Source organism: Gordonia sp. LMA167 (assembly GCF_058130025.1).
The window spans coordinates 3,150,125-3,174,600 of record NZ_CM176708.1; the positions used below are offsets into that span (position 1 = coordinate 3,150,125).

At 66.8% G+C, this 24,476-nt stretch carries 25 protein-coding genes; 5 read left to right on the forward strand and 20 right to left on the reverse strand.

The features are described 5' to 3' along the window. Nucleotides 1-175: 175 nt before the first annotated feature. On the forward strand, nt 176-3,703 hold the full coding sequence (locus ACVT6V_RS14200; protein WP_489900431.1) for a pyruvate carboxylase: 3,528 nt from the start codon (nt 176-178) through the stop codon (nt 3,701-3,703). Nucleotides 3,704-3,763: 60 nt separating this feature from the next. Here the strand turns inward: ACVT6V_RS14200 and ACVT6V_RS14205 are convergent, their stop codons facing one another. From ACVT6V_RS14205 to ACVT6V_RS14215, 3 genes are all read right to left on the reverse strand, one after another. Next, nucleotides 3,764-4,420, reverse strand: a complete 657-nt coding sequence (locus ACVT6V_RS14205; protein WP_489900432.1) for a nucleoside/nucleotide kinase family protein — start codon at nt 4,418-4,420, stop codon at nt 3,764-3,766. Between the two features lie 179 nt (nt 4,421-4,599). Beyond that, entirely contained in the window at nt 4,600-6,210 is a 1,611-nt protein-coding gene (locus tag ACVT6V_RS14210) for a 4-hydroxyphenylacetate 3-hydroxylase family protein (RefSeq protein WP_489900433.1), read from the reverse strand. A gap of 55 nt (nt 6,211-6,265) precedes the next feature. Then, the gene (locus ACVT6V_RS14215; RefSeq protein WP_489900434.1) at nt 6,266-6,835 is read right to left on the reverse strand and encodes a flavin reductase family protein; all 570 of its coding nucleotides are present in this window, start codon (nt 6,833-6,835) and stop codon (nt 6,266-6,268) included. 121 nt (nt 6,836-6,956) lie between these two features. Here ACVT6V_RS14215 and ACVT6V_RS14220 point away from each other — a divergent pair, with 121 nt between their 5' ends. Further along, nucleotides 6,957-7,898: an AraC family transcriptional regulator gene (locus ACVT6V_RS14220; RefSeq protein WP_489900435.1), complete on the forward strand. Its 942-nt coding sequence runs from the start codon at nt 6,957-6,959 to the stop codon at nt 7,896-7,898. Between the two features lie 96 nt (nt 7,899-7,994). After that, nucleotides 7,995-8,201 (forward strand): cold-shock protein, encoded by a 207-nt coding sequence (locus ACVT6V_RS14225; protein ID WP_489900436.1) that lies wholly within the window; start codon nt 7,995-7,997, stop codon nt 8,199-8,201. Between the two features lie 162 nt (nt 8,202-8,363). On the opposite strand, the gene ACVT6V_RS14230 is transcribed toward ACVT6V_RS14225, so the two are convergent. The 5 genes from ACVT6V_RS14230 to uraD (ACVT6V_RS14250) all read right to left on the reverse strand — a co-directional run bounded on the left by ACVT6V_RS14230 (nt 8,364) and on the right by uraD (ACVT6V_RS14250) (nt 11,971). Then, the gene (locus tag ACVT6V_RS14230; protein ID WP_489900437.1) at nt 8,364-8,792 is read right to left on the reverse strand and encodes a DUF5994 family protein; all 429 of its coding nucleotides are present in this window, start codon (nt 8,790-8,792) and stop codon (nt 8,364-8,366) included. A 14-nt stretch (nt 8,793-8,806) separates the two neighbouring features. Then, nucleotides 8,807-8,938: a hypothetical protein gene (locus tag ACVT6V_RS14235; RefSeq protein WP_489900438.1), complete on the reverse strand. Its 132-nt coding sequence runs from the start codon at nt 8,936-8,938 to the stop codon at nt 8,807-8,809. Between the two features lie 178 nt (nt 8,939-9,116). Beyond that, complete coding sequence (gene uraH, locus ACVT6V_RS14240; RefSeq protein WP_489900439.1) at nt 9,117-9,443, reverse strand: hydroxyisourate hydrolase; 327 nt, start codon at nt 9,441-9,443, stop codon at nt 9,117-9,119. Continuing rightward, entirely contained in the window at nt 9,440-9,973 is a 534-nt protein-coding gene (uraD, locus tag ACVT6V_RS14245; RefSeq protein ID WP_489900440.1) for a 2-oxo-4-hydroxy-4-carboxy-5-ureidoimidazoline decarboxylase, read from the reverse strand. The genes uraH and uraD (ACVT6V_RS14245) overlap by 4 nt, the downstream gene beginning before the upstream one ends. Before the next feature lie 9 nt (nt 9,974-9,982). Continuing rightward, a complete protein-coding gene (gene uraD, locus ACVT6V_RS14250; RefSeq protein ID WP_489900441.1) occupies nt 9,983-11,971 on the reverse strand; it encodes a 2-oxo-4-hydroxy-4-carboxy-5-ureidoimidazoline decarboxylase in 1,989 nt (662 codons plus the stop codon). Nucleotides 11,972-12,109: 138 nt separating this feature from the next. On the opposite strand from uraD (ACVT6V_RS14250), the gene ACVT6V_RS14255 reads away from it, so the two are divergent. Then, entirely contained in the window at nt 12,110-12,688 is a 579-nt protein-coding gene (locus ACVT6V_RS14255) for a nucleotidyltransferase family protein (protein WP_489900442.1), read from the forward strand. Between the two features lie 5 nt (nt 12,689-12,693). On the opposite strand, the gene ACVT6V_RS14260 is transcribed toward ACVT6V_RS14255, so the two are convergent. Next, nucleotides 12,694-13,308, reverse strand: a complete 615-nt coding sequence (locus ACVT6V_RS14260) for a TetR/AcrR family transcriptional regulator (protein WP_489900443.1) — start codon at nt 13,306-13,308, stop codon at nt 12,694-12,696. A 95-nt stretch (nt 13,309-13,403) separates the two neighbouring features. Here ACVT6V_RS14260 and ACVT6V_RS14265 point away from each other — a divergent pair, with 95 nt between their 5' ends. Then, nucleotides 13,404-14,984 (forward strand): MFS transporter, encoded by a 1,581-nt coding sequence (locus ACVT6V_RS14265; RefSeq protein WP_489900444.1) that lies wholly within the window; start codon nt 13,404-13,406, stop codon nt 14,982-14,984. Here the strand turns inward: ACVT6V_RS14265 and ACVT6V_RS14270 are convergent. The 11 genes from ACVT6V_RS14270 to ACVT6V_RS14320 all read right to left on the reverse strand — a co-directional run bounded on the left by ACVT6V_RS14270 (nt 14,940) and on the right by ACVT6V_RS14320 (nt 24,450). Continuing rightward, a complete protein-coding gene (locus ACVT6V_RS14270) occupies nt 14,940-15,308 on the reverse strand; it encodes a hypothetical protein (RefSeq protein ID WP_489900445.1) in 369 nt (122 codons plus the stop codon). The two genes, ACVT6V_RS14265 and ACVT6V_RS14270, sit on opposite strands and share 45 nt — an antisense overlap. Before the next feature lie 3 nt (nt 15,309-15,311). Then, the gene (locus ACVT6V_RS14275; RefSeq protein ID WP_489900446.1) at nt 15,312-17,120 is read right to left on the reverse strand and encodes an acetyl/propionyl/methylcrotonyl-CoA carboxylase subunit alpha; all 1,809 of its coding nucleotides are present in this window, start codon (nt 17,118-17,120) and stop codon (nt 15,312-15,314) included. Nucleotides 17,121-17,309: 189 nt separating this feature from the next. After that, entirely contained in the window at nt 17,310-18,824 is a 1,515-nt protein-coding gene (locus ACVT6V_RS14280; protein WP_489900447.1) for a condensation domain-containing protein, read from the reverse strand. Between the two features lie 13 nt (nt 18,825-18,837). After that, a complete protein-coding gene (locus tag ACVT6V_RS14285) occupies nt 18,838-19,266 on the reverse strand; it encodes a SufE family protein (protein WP_489900448.1) in 429 nt (142 codons plus the stop codon). Then, on the reverse strand, nt 19,263-20,159 hold the full coding sequence (locus ACVT6V_RS14290; RefSeq protein WP_489900450.1) for a sulfurtransferase: 897 nt from the start codon (nt 20,157-20,159) through the stop codon (nt 19,263-19,265). Before ACVT6V_RS14290 ends, ACVT6V_RS14285 begins: the two co-directional genes overlap by 4 nt. A 75-nt stretch (nt 20,160-20,234) precedes the next feature. Beyond that, nucleotides 20,235-20,498 carry a hypothetical protein gene (locus ACVT6V_RS14295; protein ID WP_489900451.1) on the reverse strand — a complete coding sequence of 88 codons (264 nt, stop codon included), beginning with the start codon at nt 20,496-20,498 and terminating at the stop codon, nt 20,235-20,237. Continuing rightward, on the reverse strand, nt 20,495-21,529 hold the full coding sequence (locus ACVT6V_RS14300) for a condensation domain-containing protein (RefSeq protein WP_489900452.1): 1,035 nt from the start codon (nt 21,527-21,529) through the stop codon (nt 20,495-20,497). Before ACVT6V_RS14300 ends, ACVT6V_RS14295 begins: the two co-directional genes overlap by 4 nt. Continuing rightward, nucleotides 21,526-21,771, reverse strand: a complete 246-nt coding sequence (locus ACVT6V_RS14305; RefSeq protein ID WP_489900453.1) for a hypothetical protein — start codon at nt 21,769-21,771, stop codon at nt 21,526-21,528. Before ACVT6V_RS14305 ends, ACVT6V_RS14300 begins: the two co-directional genes overlap by 4 nt. A 188-nt stretch (nt 21,772-21,959) precedes the next feature. Beyond that, nucleotides 21,960-22,595 (reverse strand): Maf family protein, encoded by a 636-nt coding sequence (locus tag ACVT6V_RS14310; RefSeq protein ID WP_489900454.1) that lies wholly within the window; start codon nt 22,593-22,595, stop codon nt 21,960-21,962. Next, nucleotides 22,589-22,825: an acyl-CoA carboxylase epsilon subunit gene (locus ACVT6V_RS14315; protein WP_489900455.1), complete on the reverse strand. Its 237-nt coding sequence runs from the start codon at nt 22,823-22,825 to the stop codon at nt 22,589-22,591. Before ACVT6V_RS14315 ends, ACVT6V_RS14310 begins: the two co-directional genes overlap by 7 nt. Beyond that, nucleotides 22,822-24,450 carry an acyl-CoA carboxylase subunit beta gene (locus tag ACVT6V_RS14320; RefSeq protein WP_489900457.1) on the reverse strand — a complete coding sequence of 543 codons (1,629 nt, stop codon included), beginning with the start codon at nt 24,448-24,450 and terminating at the stop codon, nt 22,822-22,824. The genes ACVT6V_RS14315 and ACVT6V_RS14320 overlap by 4 nt, the downstream gene beginning before the upstream one ends. Nucleotides 24,451-24,476: the final 26 nt, after the last annotated feature.

A 24,476-nucleotide genomic window follows, 5' to 3' on the forward strand; every position in this document is an offset into this window, starting at 1 on the left:
CTTGTGAGGCAAGCGCCCCGACGAGTGATCTCGTTCGATTATCTCGGCCGCTGTGTCGCCGCGAACATGGGACAAGTAATCTGAGTCCACCCCAGCGAGTAATCCATGCGGCAGATGTGTGCGCTCGCCACCACCGTGGTGGGCGTAGTCCGGCGCACTGACGAGAGAGAGTCACGTGTTCGAGAAAGTCCTGGTGGCCAATCGCGGAGAGATCGCGATCCGAGCTTTCCGCGCAGCTTATGAACTCGGAGCGAGAACGGTTGCGATCTTCCCGTACGAGGACCGCAACTCGGTGCATCGGCTCAAGGCCGATGAGTCGTATCAGATCGGTGTACCTGGGCATCCGGTGCGGGCGTATCTGTCGGTGGATGAGGTGGTGGCTGCGGCCAAGCGGTGCGGTGCCGATGCGATCTATCCGGGGTATGGGTTCTTGTCGGAGAATCAGGGGCTGGCCGCGGCATGTGCGCAGGCGGGTATCACCTTTGTGGGGCCGTCGGCGGATGTGTTGGAGCTGACCGGGAACAAGGCCACGGCGATCGCGGCGGCGAAGGCGGCGGGGCTTCCGGTGCTGGCGTCGTCGGAGCCGTCGGCGGATGTGGACGAACTGCTGGCGGCGGCACAGTCGATGCAGTTCCCGCTGTTCGTGAAGGCGGTCGCCGGTGGTGGCGGCCGGGGTATGCGTCGGGTCGAGCGGATCGATGAGCTGGCCGATGCGATCGCCGCGGCATCGCGCGAGGCGGATGCCGCGTTCGGTGATCCGACGGTGTTCTTGGAGCAGGCGGTGGTCAACCCCCGCCATATCGAGGTGCAGATCCTGGCCGACACGCATGGCAATGTGATCCACCTGTTCGAGCGGGACTGCAGCGTGCAGCGTCGTCACCAGAAGGTGATCGAGCTGGCGCCGGCACCGAATCTGTCGGAGGAGTTGCGCGAGCAGATCTGTGCCGATGCGGTGGCGTTCGCCCGCCACATCGGTTACACGTGCGCCGGCACCGTCGAGTTCTTGCTCGATGAGCAGGCGGCCGCCGGGAGCGCAGCGAGCGGGGCCACTGGGTCGGCCGCCGGGAGCGCAGCGAGCGGGGCCACTGGGTCGGCCGCCGGGAGCGCAGCGAGCGGGGCCACTGGGTCGGCCGCCGGGAGCGGGCCCAACGGGTCCAAGCCGTATGTGTTCATCGAGATGAATCCGCGGATTCAGGTGGAGCACACGGTGACCGAGGAGATCACCGATGTGGATCTGGTCGGCTCGCAGCTGCGGATCGCTTCGGGCGAGTCGCTGGATGATCTGGGATTGAGCCAGGAGAAGCTGCAGATCCGGGGTGCGGCGATGCAGTGCCGCATCACCACCGAGGACCCGGCCAATGATTTCCGCCCGGATGTCGGGCGGATCACCGCCTACCGCAGCCCGGGTGGTGCCGGGGTGCGTCTGGACGGCGGCGCGGTGTTGGGTGCCGAGGTCAGTGGGCATTTCGATTCGATGCTGGTCAAACTGACCTGTCGGGGACGCGATTTCGCGACGGCGGCGCGTCGCGCCCGCCGCGCGGTGGCCGAGTTCCGGATTCGTGGTGTGGCCACCAACATCCCGTTCCTGCAGGCGGTGCTCGACGATCCGGATTTCCGGGCGGGTCGGGTGACGACGTCGTTCATCGAGGACCGGCCGTGGCTGCTGACGTCGCGGTCCTCGGCGGATCGTGGCACCAAGATCTTGTCGTTTCTGGCCGATGTGACCGTCAACAAGCCGCACGGCGAACGTCCGACGACGGTGTACCCGCGCGACAAGCTGCCCACTCTGGACAAGGCCACCCTGTCTGCTCCGCCGGACGGGTCGCGCCAGCGGCTGCTGGCGTTGGGGCCGGAAGGGTTCGCGGCGGATCTGCGTGACTCCAAGCGGCTCGGCGTCACCGACACCACCTTCCGTGATGCGCACCAGTCGTTGCTGGCCACCCGGTTGCGTACGTCGGGGTTGTTGATGGTCGCCCCGTATGTGGCGGCTTTGACCCCGCAGCTGTTGTCGGTCGAATGCTGGGGTGGGGCCACCTACGATGTCGCGTTGCGGTTCCTCAAGGAGGATCCGTGGGATCGGTTGGCGCAGTTGCGCGAGGCGATCCCCAACATCTGTCTGCAGATGCTGCTGCGCGGGGCGAACACGGTCGGCTACACCCCGTATCCGACGAAGGTGACCACCGCGTTCGTGGCCGAGGCCACCGAGGTGGGCATCGACATCTTCCGGATCTTCGATGCCCTGAACAACATCGAGCAGATGCGCCCGGCCATCGATGCCGTGCGCGAGACCGGTACCGCCGTGGCCGAGGTCGCCATGTCCTACACCGGTGATCTGGCCAATCCGGCCGAGGACCTCTACACGCTGGATTACTACCTGCGCCTGGCCGAGCAGATCGTCGACGCCGGTGCGCACGTACTGGCGATCAAGGACATGGCCGGTCTGCTGCGGGCCCCGGCGGCCACGAAACTGGTGTCGGCGCTGCGTCGCGAGTTCGAGCTGCCGGTACACGTGCACACCCACGACACCCCGGGCGGCCAGCTGGCCACCTATCTGGCGGCATGGGAAGCCGGCGCGAGCGCCGTGGACGGGGCCAGTGCGGCCCTGGCGGGTACCACGAGTCAGCCGGCTCTGTCGGCGATCGTCGCGGCGGCCGCGCACACCGAGCGCGACACCGGCCTGGATCTGGCCGCGGTGTGTGATCTCGAGCCGTACTGGGAGGCACTGCGCAAGGTGTACGCGCCGTTCGAATCGGGGCTACCGGCCCCGACCGGACGGGTCTACACCCACGAGATCCCCGGCGGGCAGTTGTCGAACCTGCGGCAACAGGCCATCGCACTGGGGTTGGGCAACCGGTTCGAGGCGGTCGAGGAGGCCTACGCGGCCGCCGACCGCATGCTCGGCCGCCTGATCAAGGTCACCCCGTCCTCCAAGGTCGTCGGCGATCTCGCCCTGGCCCTGGTGGGGCGTGGCATCACCGCCGAGGAGTTCGCGACCAACCCGTCCGGCTACGACATCCCCGACTCGGTGATCGGATTCCTGCGCGGCGAGCTGGGTGACCCGGCCGGTGGCTGGCCCGAACCGCTGCGCAGCGTGGCATTGCAGGGCCGCGGTGAGGCGCCGCCGCCGGAGACGTTGACCGATGCCGAGTCCGAGGCCCTCGACACACCCGGCGTACAGCGTCAGCAGACACTGAACCGGTTGCTGTTCCCCGGGCCCACGGAGGAGTACGAGAAACACTTCGAGGCCTACGGCGACACGTCACGGCTGTCGGCGAACCAGTTCTTCTACGGGCTGCGTTACGGCGAGGAGCACCGGGTGGTGCTCGAACCGGGTGTCGATCTGCTCATCGGGCTCGAGGCCATCAGTGAACCCGACGACCGCGGAATGCGCACGGTGATGTGTGTGCTCAACGGCCAGTTGCGGCCGGTGTCGGTGCGCGACCGCTCGGTCGACTCGGCGGTGGAGGCCGCCGAGCGGGCCGACCGCTCCAATCCTCATCACATCGGTGCGCCGTTCGCCGGTGTCGTCTCGCTGTCGGTCGATGTCGGGGACGAGGTCGCCGCCGGCGCCGCGATCGGCACGATCGAGGCGATGAAGATGGAAGCCACCATCACCGCACCGCTCGGCGGCAAGGTTGCCCGTGTCGCCGTCGGACAGGTCACCCAGGTCGCTCCGGGCGACCTGCTCATCGAAATCGGCTGAGCCGACACGGCGAACGCCGGATACCCGCCGCAACGGGGGTATCCGGGCGTTCTGCGTGTCTCAGCTCGCAGCGGTGCCGTCGACGACGAGGTCGGCGCGATCGCGCGTCGTGGCGATGAGTTCGGCGTTCGGTTCGTCGACGGTGTCGACCCACGCCTGCGCCTCGGTGAGGGTCTTGCCGGCGGCCACGTGGCGCTCGAGCAGGCGGGTGCGCCGGAGGTCGGCGGGGGCGTCGACGTAATAAAGCCGCGCGAGCAGTCCGGCGATCGGTGACCACCGGCCGTCGTCCAGGGCGAGATAGTTACCCTCCACGACGACGACCCGCGCCGCGGGACCGACCACGATCCGGGCGGCGATCGGCTCACCCATGGAATGGTCGAAATCGGGGCAGTAGACCGGTCGATCGGCGTCCGCCACGATCCGTTCGACCAGCGCGACGAACCCGTCCGTGTCGAAGGTGTCCGGTGCTCCTTTGCGGTCCGCGCGGCCGAGGTCGGACAGGACGCGGTCGGACAGGTGGAAGCCGTCCATGGGGACGAGCGCAACGGCGTCGTCGCCGCGTCGCCGGGCGAGGAGATCGACCACCGACCGGGCGAACGTGCTCTTGCCCCCTCCCGGTGGTCCGGTGATTCCCACGAGCACGCGGGCCTGCTCGGTCACCAGGGTGTCCAGCTCGTCGGCCACGACCTCGGCCGGTGTCTCACCGTCGTGGGGCATGCGATCGACGGTAGTCGCACGAGCAACGCGGGTCGTGGCAGACAACGCGGGCCGTGGCAGACAATGCGGGTTGTGGCAGACAACGCGGGTCGCTCCGGTTCACGCGAACCGTCGAAGGTCCGCGTGAACCCGAACGACCCGCGTGAACCCGAACGACCCACGTCCGGAGGTCGGGAGGATCAGCTCGCCGGGCCGAAGTAGCTCACGTCGTCGTTGCCGATGAGGTCGGGCACGGTCCACCCATCGAGGTCGTACTCCGCCAGGCACTGCTCGGCGAGACCCTTCATCTGGTCCACGCCGCCACGGTTCTGCGCGGCGAACAGCAGCTCGGCCTTCACGTTCTCGTGATTGCCCGAGTAGTTGCGCTCGTACAGTTCGTGCCGTCCGCCGAACTCGGAGCCGACCGAATCCCACAGGGCCTTCATCACCTTCACGCGTTCCACGGCGGTGATGCCGTTCGATCCGCGGACATACTTGTCCAGGTACGGGCGTACGTCAGGGCTCTTGAAGTCGGCGGCACTCGACGGCAGGTAGATCAGACCCGACGCGACATCCTGTTCGATGATCTCCTTGACGCGCGGGTATCCCTGCATCATGAACATCCGGTAGGTCAGCCCGTACTCCAACTTCGGGATGACGGTGTCGCCGATCCACGGTTCGGGATTGCGGGCCATGGCATCGGACAACGTCCAGAAGAGGTTCCGCCAGCCGATGACCTCACCGACGCGCGACTGCACGCCGCGGAAATCCCCGGCGCCGGTGCAGTCGAGCGCCTTCATCAGCAGCCCGGCGATGAAGTCGAGCTTCACGGCCAGACGTGTGCAGCCCTGGAAGGTGAACCGGGGCAGGAAGCCGGACTGTGGGAAGAACGCGTTGATCCGGTCGACGTCGCCGTACATGAAGACGTTCTCCCAGGGAACGAGCACCTTGTCGAAGACGAAGATGGTGTCGTTCTCGTCCATCCGGCTCGAGAGCGGGTAGTCGTACGGGCTGCCCATCACCGCGGCCTGCTGGGTGTAGGACGTGCGGCAGATCAACTTGATGCCGGGGGCGTCCATCGGAACCGTGCAGATGAGCGCGAACTCCTTCTTGCGGATCGGCAGTCCGTAGTGGGCGATGAAGTTGTAGTTGGTGATCGCCGAGCCGGTCGCGACCACCTTGGCGCCGGAGACGATCAGGCCGGCGTCGGTCTCCTTCTCGACCTTCATGAAGACGTCGCCGACCTCGTCGGGCGGCAGCTGCCGGTCGACCGGCGGGTTGATGATGGCGTGATTCCAGTAGAGGACCTTCTCCTGTGACTCCCGGTACCAGCGCTCGGCGTTCGCCTCGAACGGTGCGTATAGATCCTTGTTGGCGTGCAGCGTGCCGAGGAAGCTGGCCTTGTAGTCGGGGGAGCGGCCCATCCAGCCATAGGTCATCCGTGCCCATTCGGCGATCGCGTCGCGCTCTTTGAGCAGGTCGTCCGAGCTCGTCGGCGCCTTGAAGAACGGCATGGTCACGCCGCCGTTGCCGGTGTCGGTCGGGGCGGTGACCTTGTCCTTGTGCGGGCCGGAGTGCATCGAGTCGTAGAGGCGGGCGGTCATCCGGACGGGGTTGCGGAACGCAGGGTGGGTGGTGACGTCCTTGACACGCTCACCGTGCAGCCATATCTCGCGACCGTCCCGCAACGACTCGATGTACTCGTCACCTGTCATCGGGCGGGAGGCGAAGTTGCGGGTCCTGTTGACCTCGCTCTCCGCAGCCGGATTCACCTGGGGTGCATCGGTCTCGGGGCGTTCGATGGTGGTCATGATTGATACCTCTTTCTGATCGATTGATCGCAATTGGTGCGCAATGGGTGGCCGGTCAGACAGCCTGTTCGGACGTGGCGAGGTGGAACGGCGTGAAAGTCGTTGTGGAGTCGAACCATCCGGAATGCGGGTCATCGGCGGACAGTGTCCACAGCGAATTGACCGACGGTTCGCCGAGGTCGTGAAATGTACTGCGGTAGTAGAGAAGCGGGTCCTTTCCGCTGGCCTGGGCATCGACGATCTCACCGATGAAGATGATGTGGTCCCCGCCGTCGTAACTGCGCCAGGGCATGCAACTCAGGGTGGCCGCCGAGCCGCAGAGGATCGGGGCGGTGGGACCGTCGGCCCACACGGGACCCGGCTGGGCCGGCCGTCCGGCGAAATGCATTGCGATATCGAGTTGATCGGCCGCCATGATGTTGACCGCGAACGGCGCGTCCGACAGGAATCCACAGGCCTTCGACTTGCGTGTCAGGGTCACCTGGCAGAGTCTCGGTTCGAGCGACACCGCGGTGAATGCGGTGACCGTCGCACCATGCGGTTCACCCTCACTGTTCGCGCAGGTGATGACCGTGACGCCGCTCGCGAATTGGCCGAACACGTTCTGTAGTGCCTTGCGTTCCATGTGCTTCCTCCTTTCGATGGGGCAGAATGTGATGTAGAACATAGGACGACCGCGGCCGCCTGACGATCCGCTGAGCGCGATGGCGATCCGGAAAGCGCGACCAGGTCGTGAGGAGTGACGTATGAGCAGGTTGGAGCGGCTGCGAATACCCGGGGAGCGCGACTGGGATGCGGCTTCACATGCGGTTTCCGACGCATATTTCCCCCATGAGTTGAGTCCGTGCGAGGCGCGGAGCACGGCAACCGACGTCGACGTGTCGGTGACCGTCGTCGGGCCGTTGCGGATCGCGCGGATCGGGTGGGGTGCCGAGGTCGCGGTCCATTCCGATCATCCGGGGGCCTACGGCATCAATGTGCCGCTCGGTGGCGTGCTGGAGACGACTGTCGGCGGGCATACGGTGGTGTCGACCAACGGTCTGGCGACGATCAACCCGCCGGACACCCCGGCCGACATCACGCGGTGGTCGAGTACCTGCACGATCGTCGGGGTGAAGATCGACCGCGATTTCCTGCAACACGAGGTGGTCCGGGTGGCCGGTGACCCGAACGCGTCCATCCCGGATCAGCTGGATCTGCGATCGTCCGAGGGGGCGAGCTGGTTCCGTTTGGTCCGCTCGATCGCGAACCAGCCGGCCGACGATCCGCTGCTGTCCAATCCGCTTGTCGCGCAGCAGCTTGCCGCATCCCTGACGGACGCATTCCTGCTGGCGGCGATCTCCGATGACCCGTCCGATCACCTCACGCCGCGCCCGCGGATCGTGACGCGGGTGCTCGACGCGATGCGGGCGGACCCGGCACGGGCGTGGACGGCGGCCGACATGGCCGAGCTGGCCGGGGTGAGTGTGCGGCGCCTGCAAGAGGGATTCCGCGAGTATGTGGGCAAGACACCGCGGGAATGCCTGACCGACATCCGGCTGGCCGCGGTGTACGACGATCTCGCGAGCGGCCGTTCGGCCTCTGTCACCGAGTCCGCGATGGCGTGGGGCTTCACGCACACCGGGCGTTTCGCCGCCGCTTTCCGCGCCAGATACGGTGTCGCGCCGTCGGCCGTCAGGCGGGAGTGAGACCGGCGGTTAACCGAAGTGGTGTGAAGTGTGAGATGATTGACAAGCGAGGGCCGCATGGCTCTCGTGTGCATAAAGAGAGAAGTACACAGCATCATGGCTCAAGGAACCGTCAAGTGGTTCAACAGCGAAAAGGGCTTCGGCTTCATCGCTCCCGACGACAGCACCGATGGTGACGTTTTCGTTCACTACTCGGCAATTCAGGGTGGCGGATACCGCAGCCTCGAAGAGCAGCAGCGTGTCCAGTTCGAGGTCGAGCAGGGCCCCAAGGGTCCGCAGGCCACCACAGTGACCGCACTGTAGTAGACCAGACACCTCTCAAACGCCGCCCAGGTCTCCTGGGCGGCGTTTGTTGTTGGGCCGCTGTTGTTGGGCCGCTGTTGTTGGGCTGCTGTTGTTGGGCCGCAACGTCGATCGTGTCAGCCCGAACGGTCCGAGGCCTCCGCAGGCGGATCAGTCCACCGATCACGTGCCGATCGTGGCGCGTTGCTGGAGGGCCGCGCGACGCAGGATCCGCTGGGCGTCGAGATAGAGATGACTGTGTTCGGAACCCGGCACCCCGGCGCACTGGCCGGCCTGGCGCAGAAGCGCGGCGGCGAGGGTGGACGAGGTTCGCGGCGGGATCACCAGAAGGGTGACCGACGCCCGGTCCGCCGTGATCGACATCAGGGGCAGTGCGTCGGGCGAATTCTCGGAGTCGAAGCCCGGATACCGCGCAAAATTACGCCAATTCACGTCGATACGTGAGATCGTGCCGAGCCTGCTGCGTGCCGCCGACTGCAATGCCGGCAGTTCCTGGGAGATCTGCGACGTGTAGGGCAACCAGGCGCCCGCCACCGGAAGGGTGAGATCGGGTGCGAGTTGCAGCCGTGTCGGGCCCAGGGTGATTGTCACCGGGACGCCGCTGGTCAATCCCGCCCTGCGTTCAGAGGTTCATCTGGCACATCGGAGAACTCGAGATCCGCGGTGGCCGATGTCGTCTGCACGGCGGCGTGCGTGGTGTCAGTGCTGTGGGAGAAGAGCGTGGAATCGTTGGCCATCAGGTATCCGTTCGCAAGTGATGGGGCGGATGCTGCCCATCGAGAGGAGAATCCACCGCCGACCGGCTCCGCGCGAATGCGTGGACGCTGTGAATAATCGGCTCACCTCGACTGTACTCCCTGCCGATGCTGCGACGGTGCATTGACCCGGGCCGCGGCAGGTTGTCGTGCCAACGTGTCAGCTACCCCGGTACGTCGAATACGAGTAGGGGCTGAGCAGCAGGGGAACGTGGTAGTGGCGCTCTGGATCGTCGACCTCGAAGCAGACGTCGACCTCGGGATAGAAGGCGGTGACCGCGTGATCGGCGAACCAACTGCCGGTGTCGAACACGAGATGATGGATCCCGGGCACCAGCGGGTCGGTGTTGACCTTGCCGATACGGCCGTCGGCGTCGGTGACCCCGTTGGCCAACTCGGTGCCACTGGCGTCCTGGAGGGAAATCGCGACACCTGTTGCCGGAGAACCGGTCACGGCATCGAGCACGTGGGTCGACAACCCGGTCACGCCTGTGCCTCCTCGTCGAGGTAGATGCTGGCGGGCGTCAGCATCCTCCTGAGCCTACTGCGGTTGATCTTCGCCAACTCCATCCTCATCACGCGGCGTTCGGCCTCGGTGTCGTTGTGCATGCGTTGTTTGAGGATGTCGAGCAACTCGTCGGCGGGGCGACCGTTGGCGAACACGAGATAGACGTGACCGAACTTCTCCTCGTAGGCCGCGTTGAGTTTCTTCAACTCATCCAGCACCGCGGTGTCCGCACCGGCGACACCGGACTGCTCACGCTCCGATGACGGGTTGTCGGGCCGGTCGCCGATCCGTGGATGCCCGGCGAGCGCCTCGTCGAGATCCTTGTCCGTGAGCTCGGCCAGGATCAGATCCGCGTACTCCAGCATCGCCTCGTCGTCGGAGAACGGCCGAGCCTTCGCCACCCGTAACGCCCAGATCGATGAACTACAGCACTCGAAGAGTTGATGAAGTGCCTGGCGCTCCGAGAGTTCGTTGAAACTGGACAAACCTCGCCAATCGACTCGCCGCATGCACCCAGCCTAAGAGAGTTCCGGTTGACGGGTGAATCGGGCCGAGGTGAACGGATTCGCATCCGCCACGAGGTCATCGAAGCGATAATTTGCGATCTTGGCGATCTCGATCAGCGCGAACGACTTCTCGCTCGTCTCCGAGTTGTCCATGCGTGCCCAGCCGCTGCGCAGGACGCGGTCGTAGCGCTCGGTCTCGCGCGCGCAGATGACGAGCGGGAAACCGAAGTGTTCTTGATAGGCCGCGGCCAGGTTCACCACGTTGTCGTGCTCGGTCTCCTCCAGATGGGACAGGCCCTTGTGGTCGACGGCGATCAGCTGCCCGGTCTCCTCGTCCTCGGCGCCGAGGTCCGGGAAGGCGCGGATCAACGCCAGTTGTTCGTCGTCGCTGCCGGTGAGCATGGCCTCCTGGAACGCGCTGCGCAGATCGTGCACATCCTCGAACGGTTTCTGATCCCACGCCCGGTCCAGGACCCAGTCGACGTTCTGGACCACACCGCCGAAGGTGTCACGGAACTGCTCCTTGGTCATCGTGTTGACCTCGTCGAGGGTGATGGCGCCCCCGCCGGCGACGGCCGGGCCCCTGGCGCCCACATGGAAGAACAAGAGGTTCAACAGGATCGCGGTGATGGCGCCCATGGTGATGCCGGTCGAGAACGGGATCTGCAGGAATATGTTCGGCATCGACTCGTCGACCCCGGGTAGGGCGGGGACGTTGACCTGCTGACCGGACTTCTCGATCACGGTCGTGGGGGCCGCCGACTGCGAGAACTGCACGTAGAGGGCGACGGCGAGCGAGGTCGCCGAGATGATCAGGTTGCGATGGTCGGTGAAATCGACCGATGTCAACGTCTGGATGCCGACGATCGCCACGGTGGCGAACATGATGAGGGCAGCTCCGCCGAGTACCGGTGCCGGAATGCATTCGACGATCTTCGCGACCTTCGGGAGCAGCCCGAGAAGAATCATGATGACGCCTGCTGCGGCGACGACCCAACGGCTCTTGACGCCGGTGAGGCGCACGAGTCCGACGTTCTCGGAGAATGCGGTGTAGGGGAACGAGTTGAAGGAGCCGCCGATCACGGTCGCGAGTCCATCGGCGCGGACCGTCGCCGCGATGTCGTCCTTCTTGATGCGCTTGCCGACGATCTCACCGGTGGCGAACACCGAGCCGGTGGATTCGACCGCGACGACCATGAGCACGACGATGAGCGACACGATCGCCACGATGTCGAAGCGCGGCCAGCCGAACGCGAACGGCGGGGTGAAGCCCACCCAGTTCGCCTCGCCGACGATCGAGAAGCTGGTGTCGCCGAGTAGCCACGCAACGAACGTGCCCACGACGAGGCCGAGCAAGATGGCGATCGTCGCCATGAACCCGCGGAAGAACCGCTGCATCAACACGATCAGGATGATGGTGCCCAGCACGTAGAGCACCCACCGCCAGTTGGCCGAATCGTGGAGGTGGGTGGCCGGATCGCTGACCGCGTCGCCGGCTCCGACCGGGATGAGGCAGATGCCGATGATGGTGATCAACGTGCCGGTGACGACCGGTGGGAGGAAACGGATCAGTTTGGCGAAGAACGGGGCGATGAGGAAGGTGAACACGCCCGCGGCGATGACCGCGCCGTAGACGGTCTGGAGTCCGACCCGGCCACCGCCGTGATTGTTGGCGATCTGGATCACCGGCGCCAACGTCGCGAACGTGATGCCCTGGAGCAGCGGCAGGCGGACGCCGATCTTCCACACACCCACCGACTGCAGCAGCGAGGCGATACCGCAGGTGAAGAGATCAGCGGTGATGAGCATCGTGAGCGCTTCGGAGTCGAGGTCGATCGCCCGCGCGATCAGCAGCGGCACCAGCACCGCGCCCGCGTAGAACGCGACGACATGCTGCGCGCCCAGGGTGACGAGCTTGCCGGCGGGTGGAACCTGATCGACCGGGTGGACCCTCTTCTTCCGCTTGGCTGTGTCGCTGGGGGCTGGAGAATCCGTTGCCATCTCGTTCACCTCTACCGTCTCACCGTTGACCTGATCATCTTGGACCTGCACGGCGATTCCCGCTGATCGCCCGATCGTATATTTCGCTGGCGTAAAACGGACAGAAGGGGTTGCGCCGCACTAGTATCGGCGGTTGTCATGAGTAGCGAGCCAACTGTGTCGATCGGGTCGGGCGATGTGGTCGGCGTGGTGCTGGCCGCCGGTGCCGGACTCCGGTTCGGCATGCCCAAAATCGGTGCCTACGAGGGTGAATGGTTGCGACGCGCGGTCGACGCACTGGCCGGCGGGGGCTGCGACTCGGTGGTCGTGGCGATGGGTGCCCGGGTCGTCGATCCACCTGCGGGTGCGTCGGCTCTGCGCGTTCCCGGATGGCGGCAGGGCCTCGCCGAGACGGTCCGGGTGGCTGCGGCCGCGGTCGCAGATGCCCGCGCGGCCGCGATGGTTTTACACGTTGTTGACACACCGGACGTCGGTCCGCTTGTGGCGTCCCGGGTACTCGCCGTCGCCGGGCGAGAGAGTGCGGCGTTGGTCCGGGCGGTGTTCGACGGACGTCCCGGCCATCCGGTCTACATCGGGGCCGATCATCTCGCCGGTCTGACCGCGACGTTGGCCGGTGACATCGGTGCGAGTCACTACCTGACCGCCCACCGCGACGTGCTGCGACTCGTCGAGTGCGGGGATCTCGCGACCGGGGCCGACCACGACACACCGGACTGAGGTGCTCAGCGGGTCAGGTCCGCGACGAGCGTGTCGAGGACCTGTGCGCGAGAGGGGAGACCGCGCGAGTGGCCGAGGAGCATCGGCTGCGCGTGGCGCATGAAGACCGACGCGATCAGGAGATGGGCCGCGATGTCGGTGTCGACGTCGCCGCGGGTCACCCCGGCCCGCTGCGCGGACTGCAGGTACTCGCTGATCGCGGTGACCCCACGCTGGGGTCCGTAGTCGTTCTCGAGGATGACCGCGCCCAACTCGGACCGGAGTTCGTTGTCGGCCTGGGCGGCCATCAGTACGTCGAGTCCGGCTTCGAGGAACTCATCGAGACGCGCGGTGAACTGATCGAGGACCTTGTGTAGCTCCACGGCATCCCGCGGGGCTTCCGGCATGGTCGGACCGAATTCCCACAGTGGCCGCAACGATTCGGCGAACACGGCGCCCACCAGGCCTTTTCGGTCCCCGAAGTGGTAGAAGATGCTGCCCTCGGAGATGCCCAGGCGGGTGGCGATCTCGCGCGTCGTCACCCGGGCGATCCCGCGCTCGCGCAGGACGGCGAGGGTGGCCGTGACGATCTCGTCGCGCCCGGTCTTGGGTGGCCGTCCTCGTCTCATCACGTCGGACACTCTACGCACCTCGAGATTGTTATTGAGTATCGACTCAATATGTGTCAGCATTAATTGAGTTACAGCTCAATAAATACTCCCATCGGAGGTCGCAGATGTCTCGGAAATGGTTGACCCTCGCCGCCGTGTGTACCGGGGTGTTCATGTTGCTGCTCGACGTGACGATCGTGAACGTCGCACTACCGGACATCCAGCGGGATCTGGGGTCGTCGCTGGCGGGACTGCAGTGGGTGATCGACGCCTACGCGCTCACCCTCGCCGCCCTGCTGCTGACCTCGGGCACCGTCGCCGACATCGTCGGCCGGAAGCGTGTGTTCGCCTGGGGGATCGTGGTTTTCACGGTCGGTTCGCTCGCCTGCGGATTCGCGCCGTCGATCGGGTTCCTCATCGGTGCCCGTGCCGTACAGGGAATCGGCGGCGCGATCATGTTCGCCACGTCGCTGGCCCTGATCGCCCAGGCATTCGCCCCGCGCGAGCGTGGCATCGCGTTCGGTGTCTTCGGCGCGGTGACCGGTGTGTCGGTGGCCGTCGGTCCCGTCCTGGGCGGTGTGCTGACGAGTGCGTTGTCGTGGCATTGGATCTTCTTCGTGAACATCCCGGTGGGCCTCGCGGCGCTCGTGGTCACGTTCGTGGGTGTCGACGAATCGCGGGCCCCCGGCCACCGACGGATCGACTGGCTGGGCTGTGTGACCTTCAGCGGTGCCCTGGCGTTGCTCGTGTTCGGTCTGATCCGCAGCCATGCCGATGGCTGGACGTCGGTGACGGTCGCCGGCTCGCTGGTGGGATCGGTGGTCTTGCTGATCGTGTTCATCGTCGTCGAACGTGTTGTCGCGCAACCGATGTTCGACGGGTCGCTGCTCCGTGTGCCCACCTTCAACGGTGGCCTCGTCGCGGCGTGGGCGATCTCGGCGTCGATGTTCTCGGTGCTGACCTACATCGTCATCTACCTGCAGAACATCATGGGCTTCTCCGCTCTCGAGGCCGGGATTCGCTTCCTGCCGTTCTCGGCAGTGGTGTTCGTCGCCGCGGCGGTCGCGGGTCGGCTGTCCGACGTCGTGCCGATCCGATGGCTGATCGGACCCGGATTCATCTTCGTCGCCGTGGGTCTCTGGCTGATGCGCGGCACCGATCCCACGGGCAGCTGGACCCAGCTCGTGCCGGGATTCGTCGTCGCCGGAGTCGGCACCGGCCTGATCAATCCGCCGCTGGCGTCCACCGCGGTCGGCGTGGTGGAGCAGGCGCGCGCCGGTATGGCGTCGGGAATCAACTCCACGTTCCGCCAGATCGGTATCGCGACCGGTGTGGCGCTGCTCGGCAGCCTGCTCGCCGCTCATCTCACCGACGGGGTGGCGACGGCGTTGTCGGGGGGTGCGCTCGCTGGGCGCGCCCACGAGATCGGCGAAGCGGTCGCGAACGGCAATCTGGCCGGAGTGCTGGGCAGCGTGCCGGGACCGTTGCGGGCCGACGTCGCTCGCACAGCAGCATTCGGCTACGTGGACGCCCTCGACCAGATCCTGCTGATCGCGGCGATCGTCGCAGTGGTCGGGGGCATCGTGGCGGCCGCGCTGATCCGCAGCCGGGATTTCCTCGAGGCGGCTCCGGGTGATCCCGAATCCGCTCCCACCGACCGGTCAGCTGCCGCCGATGTCGTCGACGAGGGTGTCGCCGGTCGGTAGGTTCAAGGCGCCCGCCGCGAAGCGGGTGACCGGACCCACGGCGGCATCGAGCGCGTCGGCATGGCCGCTGCGCGCGCGTCCCCACAGCCGACCGGAGTCGCCGGCGGGTGTGACGCCGATGACGGCGACGAGTTCGCCGGTGGTGGGAATGCAGACGGCCCACACGAACAAGGTCTCGTCATCCCATCCACGCGCAACGACCTCGGTGTACCAGACGGGATCGGGGACACCGAGGTCGTTCAGCGCGGGGACGTCGGAGATGCGGTCGTCAGCGCGCAACGCGCGCAGATACCACGCTCCGGCGTTGATCTCGACTGGCTGCAAGTCCTACTTCAGCTCGAGGAGCATGGTGCCCTGGGTGACCGCGGCACCGGCCTCGACGGCGAGTCCGGTGACCACGCCGTCCTTGTGGGCGGTGACCGGGTTCTCCATCTTCATCGCCTCGAGCACCACCACCAGATCCCCGGCGGAGACCTCCTGGCCCTCCTCGACGGCGACCTTGACGACGGTGCCCTGCATCGGGGCCGCCACGGCGTCACCGGAGACGGCGGTGTTGCCGCCCTTCTTGCGGGAGCGTGCCTTGGGCTTCTTGCGCACGACACCGTTGGCGCCGCCACCACCGCCGCCGAGCGAGAGGTCGCCGGGCAGGGAGACCTCGACGCGCCGGCCGCCGACCTCGACGATGACGTTCTGACGCGGCAGCGAGTCGTCTTCCTCGATCGGTTCGCCACCGGTGTAGGGCTCGATCGGGTTGTCCCAGTCGGTCTCGATCCACTTGGTGTAGATGTCGAACTTCTCGACACCATTCTCGTCCTTGTGGCCGTGGAAGGCCGGGTTCTCCACGATGTGGCGGTGGAACGGGATGACGGTGGCGAGTCCCTCGACCTCGAACTCGGCCAGCGCGCGACGTGAGCGCTCGAGTGCCTGCTCACGGGTCTCACCGGTGACGATCAGCTTGGCCAGCATGGAGTCGAACTGTCCGCCGATGACGTCACCGGCGACCACACCGGAGTCGACGCGCACACCGGGGCCGGTCGGCTCCTTGTACACGGTGACCGGACCGGGGGCGGGCAGGAAGTTGCGCCCGGCGTCCTCGCCGTTGATGCGGAACTCGAACGAGTGACCACGCGGGGTGGGATCCTCGGAGATCTCCAGCTTCTCGCCGTTGGCGATGCGGAACTGCTGACGCACCAGGTCGATGCCCGAGGTCTCCTCGGTGACCGGGTGCTCCACCTGCAGGCGGGTGTTGACCTCGAGGAACGACACGAGGCCGTCGCTGCCCACGAGGAACTCGACCGTGCCTGCGCCGTAGTAACCGGCCTCGCGGCAGATCGCCTTCGCGGACTCGTGGATCTTGGTGCGCTGCTCGTCGGTCAGGAACGGCGCCGGGGCCTCCTCGACGAGCTTCTGGAAGCGGCGCTGCAGCGAGCAGTCGCGGGTGCCGGCGACGATCACGTTGCCGTGCTGGTCCGCGAGCACCTGGGCCTCCACGTGACGGGCCTTGTCGAGGTAGCGCTCGACGAAGCACTCACCACGACCGAACGCGGAGACGGCCTCGCGGGTCGCCGACTCGAACAGGTGGGGGATCTCATCGATGGTGTAGGCGACCTTCATGCCGCGGCCGCCGCCGCCGAACGCGGCCTTGATCGCGACGGGCACGCCGTGTTCCTCGGCGAAGGCGACGACCTCGTCGGCGTCCTTGACCGGGTCCTTGGTGCCGGGTGCCATCGGGGCGTCGGCCTTGAGTGCGATGTGTCGGGCGGTGACCTTGTCGCCGAGGTCGCGGATCGACTGCGGTGACGGTCCGATCCAGATCAGGCCCGCGTCGATGACGGCCTGGGCGAAGTCGCCGTTCTCGGACAGGAAGCCATAGCCCGGGTGGATCGCGTCGGCACCGGACTTGGCCGCGGCGTCGAGGATCTTGTCGAACACCAGGTACGACTCTGCGGAGGTCTGTCCACCGAGTGCGAACGCTTCGTCGGCGAGCTTGACGAACAGCGCGTCGGCGTCGGGTTCGGCATAGACGGCGACGCTGGCGAGGCCGGCGTCACGAGCGGCCCGGATGACACGCACCGCGATCTCGCCGCGGTTGGCGATGAGGACCTTGGAAATGCTGTTCGCAGAGGGACTTGGCACTTGTTCTCCTGGGCGTCGTGACGCTCGGTGGAGCGGCACTGGCTGTTATGACTTACATCACGCGTCTGGGGTTCACCCGGCGGCCTTCGGTCTGCCCGCTCGAGTGAGGCACGACACTTGAGTTTAAGCATCACGCGTTCCGGAAAACACAGTAGCTCACCGATCGATTGCTCGGTGGACCCCATCAGGTTACTCGTGGGTACGAAATGTGCTGGTGTCGCCGACTTCTCGAACGAAGTGGGTGAAATCGTGCAGGTAGGACTGCGCGGGGCCAGGATCCCGGGCGATCGGGGCCGGGAACTGATGGGCGCCAGTGGCGTGGTTCACATCGTCGGCCGGGTTGTCCGTTTCGGGGCCTTCGGGTGGAAAGCGCGCCGAGACACGCATTCCGCCGGGGGTGCGATTGATCCAGATGTAGACCTCGTGGGGTGCGTAGCTGTGGCTGCGCAGCACCTTCGCGCGACCCGCGTCCGCCTCCGCGGCACCGGGAGCGTAGCGGGTGTCGATGAACGAGATCACGAACAACGGCTCACCACCGTGCCCGAGCAGTTCGGCGACCCGGAGGAACGGCAGACCCGCTCCCTGTCGGGACCTCTTGAGTTCGGCGGTGGCGCGGACCACGGCCTGGTCGAAGGTCGGTGAATCGGAGACGTCGAGGGTGAACGGTGCGACGGCAACGAACCAGCCCAGCGCGGTGAGCCATCGGGTGTCGTCGCGGGTGTGCCGCGGCAGGACGCACCGGAACTCGGGATCGCCGGTCCGCCGGTGGTAGACCAGCGCGAACGCCGCGAGTACCCCGGCGGTCACCGTGCCGCCCGCCTGCGAGCAGACGGCCGTGAACCGGTTGGCGGCGTCGTTGTCGAGGACCAACCCGTACAGCGATTGCTGTGCGACGGCGGACTCGTCGCTGGGGTCGGGGGCCGGGGCATCGAGATCGGCCTGCTCGATGGCGGGGTCGGCCCGATCGATGCCGAAGGCGGGCATGCCGCCGTGCCCGGCCCGGAGGAAGTCGGCCCAGGTACGGACTGCCGGATGGTCGGCGCCGGTCTGGTCGGCCTGGCGACGTTCCTCGGCGCTGAAGTCGACGTAACTGCCCACCTCGGGCAGATCGGGCTCGGTCAGGGTCCGTGCGGCCCGATACAGGGTCACGAGTTCGTGCTGCGCCATGATCAGCGAGTAGCCGTCCACCAGCGAGTGGTCGGCGGCGAAGAGGAGCGTGAACGAATCCTCGCGACCCACGGTCGCGAACATGTATGCCGGCCAGTGCAGCGGCGCGGTCGCGCGGTCGAACGCGCCGGCGATCTGTTCGACCAGCGGGCCGGATTGGTTGTACCAACCGATCCGGCCCATCTTGAGCTTGACTGAGCCGGGCGCCGTGCTCAGTCGCTGCAGCCCGTCGCCGCGGATGATCACATGACTCCGCAGTACCTCGTGGCGGTCGATCCATCGGGTGAGGGTCTTGCGGATCGCCGGGATGGACAGTGGTTCGTCGAACTCTATGGACAACCCCAGCCACGACTCGCGACCTCCCTCGCGGCGGGTCCGCACCCGGTACTCGAAGGCCGCACGCAGGTGCTGCTCATGATTGTGCGAGGTCAGACGCGAATCTCGAGTCCACGTGCCCAGCCCGCCGGGCACATACGGGGTCCACTCGACGAGACCGCCCGGCTCGATCGGCTCGTCGCGGATCTGGATGAACTTCATCAGTCGTGGGCGGTCACACGTGGCCGCTCTGGGCGACCACCTGGGTCTTGATGCGTGCCAGCATGCCGGCCATGCCACGCAGACGCAGCGGACTGACCGCTGAGTCCAGGCCGAGATCGTGGTAGAAGTCGGCAGGCACCGCGAGGATGTCGGCCGCCGAGGCACCGTCGAGCCCCTGATGCAGGATCGAGGCGAAACCGCGGGTTGTGGGTGCCTCGGGTGGTGCGGTGAAGTAGAGCCGCACGGCACCGGCGTCGCTCGCGTCGACGGACAGGAACACCGGCGACTGACATTCGGGCACCGGCTCCATCGCATCCTCGGCGAGGTGGGCGGGCAGCTCCGGCAACTCGCGGGAGAACTCCAGGAGCAAGGTGACCTTGTCCGAGTCGCCGAGAGCGCCGAAGTCCTCGACGATCTCGGCGAGCGCTGCGGGCAGCGTCATTTCGATGCCGGCGCGGGCCCGGGCTCGGGCCCGATCGCGATCGGAACCCGAACGGCATTGCCCCATTCGGTCCACGAGCCGTCGTAGTTGCGGACGTTCTCGTAGCCCAGGAGATGGGTCAGCACGAACCAGGTGTGACTCGAGCGTTCCCCGATGCGGCAGTAGGCGATCGTCGGGGTCGCCGGGTCGAGGTCGGCGTAGATCTCCTCGAGTTCGGGCTTGCTGCGGAAGCGGCTGTCGGGTGCGGCCGCCTTGGCCCAGGGGATGGAGACCGCGGTCGGGATGTGCCCGCCGCGCAGTGCGCCCTCTTCCGGGTAGTCCGGCATGTGGGTGCGCTCGCCGGTGTACTCCTGCGGGGACCGGACATCGACGAGCGGCTCGGTGCCGAGCGCACCGAGCACCTCGGCGGCGAAGGCGCGGATCCGGGTGTCATCGCGTTGCACCACCGGGTAGTCCGAACGAGGATATTCGGGGACGTCGAAGGAGGTGTCGCGGTCCTCGGACATCCACGCATCCCGGCCGCCGTCGAGGAGCCGCACGTCCTCGTGCCCGAAGAGGGTGAAGACCCACAGGGCGTAGGCCGCCCACCAGTTGCTCTTGTCGCCGTAGATGACGATGGTGTCGTCGCGTTCGATGCCCTTGCTGCGCATCAGCTCGGCGAACTGCTCGCCGTCGATGTAATCGCGGGTCACCGGGTCGTTGAGATGGAGGTGCCAGTCGACCTTCTGCGCGGTCGGGATGTGGCCGATGTCGAACAGCAGGACGTCCTCGTCGGACTCGATGATCTTCAGTCCCTTGGCGCCGAGATGCGCCGACAGCCACTGCGTGCTGACGAGACGCTCCGGGTGCGCAAAGTCGGCGAACGCCGGATTCGGATCGGTCTCAACGCTCAACTGCGTTCCCTTCCAGAAGTGGTGACGAATCGATCGGTCACCCGATGGACTAGCCGCTGTGTGTCGATAGCGAGCCTACCGAGTCGCAGGGTCGTGCGGTGCGCGGTATGGCCGGTTGTCGCGGGCGGTGACGAGCCGAAGCCTACGCGCCAGGGTCGAGACGACCCGTTCGAGGAGTGCGTCGGCGGTCTCTGTTGCCGGGTGGCGGGTCCGCAGGTCGATCCCGTCGTCGGTGCGGGAGAACCAGAATGCGACGTCGTCAGCCGTGAGGCAGCCGGAGATGTGGTGTGCGCCGGGCAGTCGCGGTCCGAGTTTGCGGTAGTCCAGATACGAGATCATGAACATGTCGCCGGCAGGCAGGGTCGGCGCGCATGTCCGGATGACCTCGTCCAGCGGTACGTCGGCGAGGTCCACCGCGCGGCGCAGCGCGGCTCGGGCACCCCGATGTCGGCGGCGCGGACACGCACCGGTGCGTTGGTGACGAACCAGCCGGCGGTGTCATGCCAGCCGTCGGCGTCGCGACGCCCCCGGGTGTGGACGGGTATCAGGGCGGCCAGCTCATCCGGGCCACCCAGTTCGGTGATGGTGGCGGCGAGCGTCGCGAGGATCGTCGCGAACGGACGGCGGCCGAGGCGCTCGGCGTGCTCGGCGTCGACGATCGTCTCCACCCGGGTGCGAGCCGGTGTCCGCGGCGCGACCGGCCCGAGCGGCAGGGGGAAGGTCGGGACCCGGCCGCCGGTGGCGGCGAAGAACTCCTGCCAGCCTGCCAGCAGGTCGGCGTCCGACGGCGTCGACCGTCGGCTCTCGGCGTGAAAACGTGCGGCGACATCTCTCCCCGGCCGGGGCAACGCATCGGGATCGGCGTAGAGCGCCGAGAGGCGTCGCAGCACGAGGTCGATGGTGAGCGCATCCGCGTGGGCGTGGTCGAAGCCGCACACCAGCGAGTCATCCAAGAGTCCGAATGCGATCCCGGGGACCGGTCCGGCCACGCAACGGCTGTCGAGCCAGGACGCCAACCGACCGCGGTCGACGTCGCCGATCAGGTGCGGCCGCACGGAGACCTGCCGCGAGTCGAAGACGTCCTGGCGTGGGGACGGTACCGCCCGGAATCGGGTGCGCAGCACCTGCTGCTCGGCGATCAGCCGGGTCACCGCGCAGGCTGCGCGCATCGGGTCGGCGACACGGACGCCGAGGTCGACCGCACCCGCCAACCACCCGGACGCCGAGTGGCGGTCATGGTGTGCGCGAAGATGATTTGCCTGATTGAAGGACACCGGGAGGTCGGTGACGCGTGGTTCGCCGTTCCACCGGGAAGTCAATTCGGTGAGCGTTCCCGACACATCGACGAGATCGACAGCGGTGACCTTCACATGCGGCTCCCGGCGGTCGCGGTCGGTGTGGTGCGCAGATCGTGGCGCAGCGTGGCGAACCAGGTCGTCATCGACCGTTCAGCAGCCATGGTATCGGCTTGTCGGACGGCGATCGGGTGTCGATCGCGGTCGCGACGAACCGTCGACGATGCCTTGCCGGTCTGGACCTCTCCGATCGAGGGTGCGGCCCGCACCAGGGTCCGGGCCGGTGTGACACGGCGAGAGTCGGGATGCGGCAACATCTCCGGGGAGGAAACAACGGCGGGGTTCGGGTGGGACGGGGAGGGCCGCACGTCCGCACGGAGTTGATCCACACCGACGATCGGGCCCGCTGCTGTGAGATATGTCACCGCGGCCGGGCGAATTGCACTCGTGCACATCGTGTTCGGACGAGATTCTTACCGGCGGTGCCGGGAACGCTCAGATCACATCACGTCCACAGGGTGGTGACGTCGACTCCGACGTCGCCCAACAACCTTCGCACGGTGGGCAATCCGATCCCCAGCACCGACGAGGGGTCTCCGTCGACGGCGTCGACGAACCAGCCACCGAGACCGTCGAGAGTGAATGCCCCGGCGACCGTGAGCGGTTCGCCCGTCGCGACATACGCGTCGATCGTGGCGTCGTCGATGTCGGCGAAGTGGATAGTCGTCGACGCGGAATCCTGTGCCGAACCCGTCACCTCGCCGTCGCGGATACGGGTCACACAGTGCCCGGTGATCAACTGCGCGGACTTGCCGCGCATCCGCCGCCACTGCGCATGGCCGGCATCCGCGGTGTGCGGCTTACCACTCAACCGCCCATCGAAGAACAACATCGAGTCGCAGGTCAGGACCACCGCATCCGCCGCGTCTCGGGTGTCGGCGAGGATCTCGGCGATCACCGCATCCGACTTCGCGCGGGCCAATCGCACCACCACGTCCTCGGGTGGAAACGCCGACAACGTTTCCAGCAGGGCATCCTCGTCGACGTCGGACACGATCACCCGCGGGTCGAGGCCCGCGTCGCGCAGTACCCGCAGCCGGGCCGGCGACGCCGACCCGAGGACGACCGTGGTGGTCACCACCTCAGATTCGTGAAACTGGTGGGTGCGCCCCAGATCGGGCGTAGCCGGTCCTCCGGGCGCCCCCAGTCATCGCGGGGCCGGTTGTCGACGGCAGGTCCACCCGCCGACCCGGCGGCCGCGGCGACCACGGCCACGAGGGCCGCGACCTCGTCGTCGGTGGGGTTACCCCGGACGATGCGCAGGAACGGCGCGGCCGGTGCGCTCGGCGATTCGTTCTCGGTGGTGCTCACAGCGGAATGTTCCCATGCTTCTTGGGCGGCATGTTGACCATCTTGCGCTCCAGCAGCCGCAGTGCGGTCGCCACCTGACCACGGGTGTGGCTCGGCGGGATGACCGCGTCCACGTACCCGCGCTCGGCGGCGACGTACGGATTGACCAGGGTGTCCTCGTACTCCTGCTGCAGTTGCAGACGCAGGGCGTCGACATCCTCGCCCTTGGCAGCGGCATCCTTGAGTTGGCTGCGGTACACGAAGCCGACGGCTCCCGAGGCGCCCATGACGGCGATCTGCGCGGTCGGCCAGGCGAGATTCACGTCGGCGCCCATGTGCTTGGAACCCATCACGTCGTATGCGCCGCCGTAGGCCTTGCGCGTGATGATGGTGATCTTGCCGACCGTGGCCTCGCCGTACGCGTAGAGCAGCTTGGCGCCACGTCGGATGATTCCGTTGTACTCCTGGTCGGTGCCGGGCAGGAATCCGGGCACGTCCACCAGGGTGACGATCGGGATGTTGAAGGCGTCGCAGGTGCGCACGAAACGGGCCGCCTTCTCCGAGGCGTTGATGTCGAGGCAGCCGGCGAACTGGGTCGGCTGGTTGGCGACGATGCCGACGCTACGACCGTCGACCCGACCGAAACCGACGATGATGTTCGTCGCATACTCGGCCTGGATCTCGAGGAACTCGTCGTCGTCGAGGATGCGACGGATGACCTCGTGCATGTCGTACGGCTGGTTGGGGGAGTCCGGGATGAGGGTGTCGAGTTCGAGATCCTCGTCGGTGAGGGTGTCCTCGATCGATCCCGCCGCCGGCTCGGCAACCGGCAGGCGCGGCGCCTCGGCCCGGTTGTTCGACGGCAGGTAGCCCAGCAGTTCCTTGACGTACTCGAGGGCGTCCTCTTCGTCGCCGGCGACGTAGTGCGCGGTCCCCGACTTCGCCATGTGCGTGTGCGCGCCGCCGAGATCCTCCATGGTGACGTCCTCGCCGGTGACGGTCTTGATGACATCCGGGCCGGTGATGAACATCTGGCTGGTCTTGTCGACCATGACGACGAAATCGGTGAGGGCGGGCGAATAGACGTGGCCGCCGGCCGCCGCGCCCAGGATCAGTGAGATCTGCGGGATCACACCCGACGCGCGGACATTGCGGTGGAAGATCTCGCCGTAGAGACCCAGGGAGACGACACCCTCCTGGATACGGGCGCCGGCACCGTCGTTGATGCCGATCAGGGGACGGCCGGTCTTGATCGCGAGGTCCATGACCTTGACGATCTTCTCGCCGTAGACCTCGCCGAGGCTTCCGCCGAACACCGTCGAGTCCTGGCTGAACACACAGACCTCGCGCCCGTCGATGGTGCCGTAGCCGGCGACGACGCCGTCGCCGAGCGGACGCCGCTCGGCCAGGCCGAAGTTCGTGCTGCGATGGCGGGCCAGCGCGTCGAGCTCCACGAACGATCCCTCGTCGAGCAGATGGGTGATGCGTTCGCGCGCGGTCAGCTTGCCCTTGTCGTGCACCTTGTCGACCGCGGCCTGGCCCACCGGGTGCTTGGTCTCGTCGAGGCGGTTGCGCAGTTCGGCGAGTTTCCCTGCCGTGGTGTGGATGTCTGGAGCGGCGCCGTCCTCGCGCGAAGCTGTCGTCATGAACACCGATGCTAACTACCTGACTG

Bases quoted from the DNA above. Each gene is read 5' to 3' on its own strand.
- ACVT6V_RS14205 (WP_489900432.1), bottom strand. From the start codon at position 4,420: ATGCCCCACGACGGTGAGACACCGGCCGAGGTCGTGGCCGACGAGCTG.
- ACVT6V_RS14210 (WP_489900433.1), bottom strand. From the start codon at position 6,210: ATGACCACCATCGAACGCCCCGAGACCGATGCACCCCAGGTGAATCCG.
- ACVT6V_RS14215 (WP_489900434.1), bottom strand. From the start codon at position 6,835: ATGGAACGCAAGGCACTACAGAACGTGTTCGGCCAATTCGCGAGCGGC.
- ACVT6V_RS14220 (WP_489900435.1), top strand. From the start codon at position 6,957: ATGAGCAGGTTGGAGCGGCTGCGAATACCCGGGGAGCGCGACTGGGAT.
- ACVT6V_RS14225 (WP_489900436.1), top strand. From the start codon at position 7,995: ATGGCTCAAGGAACCGTCAAGTGGTTCAACAGCGAAAAGGGCTTCGGC.
- ACVT6V_RS14235 (WP_489900438.1), bottom strand. From the start codon at position 8,938: ATGGCCAACGATTCCACGCTCTTCTCCCACAGCACTGACACCACGCAC.
- uraD (WP_489900440.1), bottom strand. From the start codon at position 9,973: ATGCGGCGAGTCGATTGGCGAGGTTTGTCCAGTTTCAACGAACTCTCG.
- uraD (WP_489900441.1), bottom strand. From the start codon at position 11,971: ATGGCAACGGATTCTCCAGCCCCCAGCGACACAGCCAAGCGGAAGAAG.
- ACVT6V_RS14255 (WP_489900442.1), top strand. From the start codon at position 12,110: ATGAGTAGCGAGCCAACTGTGTCGATCGGGTCGGGCGATGTGGTCGGC.
- ACVT6V_RS14265 (WP_489900444.1), top strand. From the start codon at position 13,404: ATGTCTCGGAAATGGTTGACCCTCGCCGCCGTGTGTACCGGGGTGTTC.
- ACVT6V_RS14280 (WP_489900447.1), bottom strand. From the start codon at position 18,824: ATGAAGTTCATCCAGATCCGCGACGAGCCGATCGAGCCGGGCGGTCTC.
- ACVT6V_RS14285 (WP_489900448.1), bottom strand. From the start codon at position 19,266: ATGACGCTGCCCGCAGCGCTCGCCGAGATCGTCGAGGACTTCGGCGCT.
- ACVT6V_RS14295 (WP_489900451.1), bottom strand. From the start codon at position 20,498: ATGATCTCGTATCTGGACTACCGCAAACTCGGACCGCGACTGCCCGGC.
- ACVT6V_RS14305 (WP_489900453.1), bottom strand. From the start codon at position 21,771: ATGTTGCCGCATCCCGACTCTCGCCGTGTCACACCGGCCCGGACCCTG.
- ACVT6V_RS14320 (WP_489900457.1), bottom strand. From the start codon at position 24,450: ATGACGACAGCTTCGCGCGAGGACGGCGCCGCTCCAGACATCCACACC.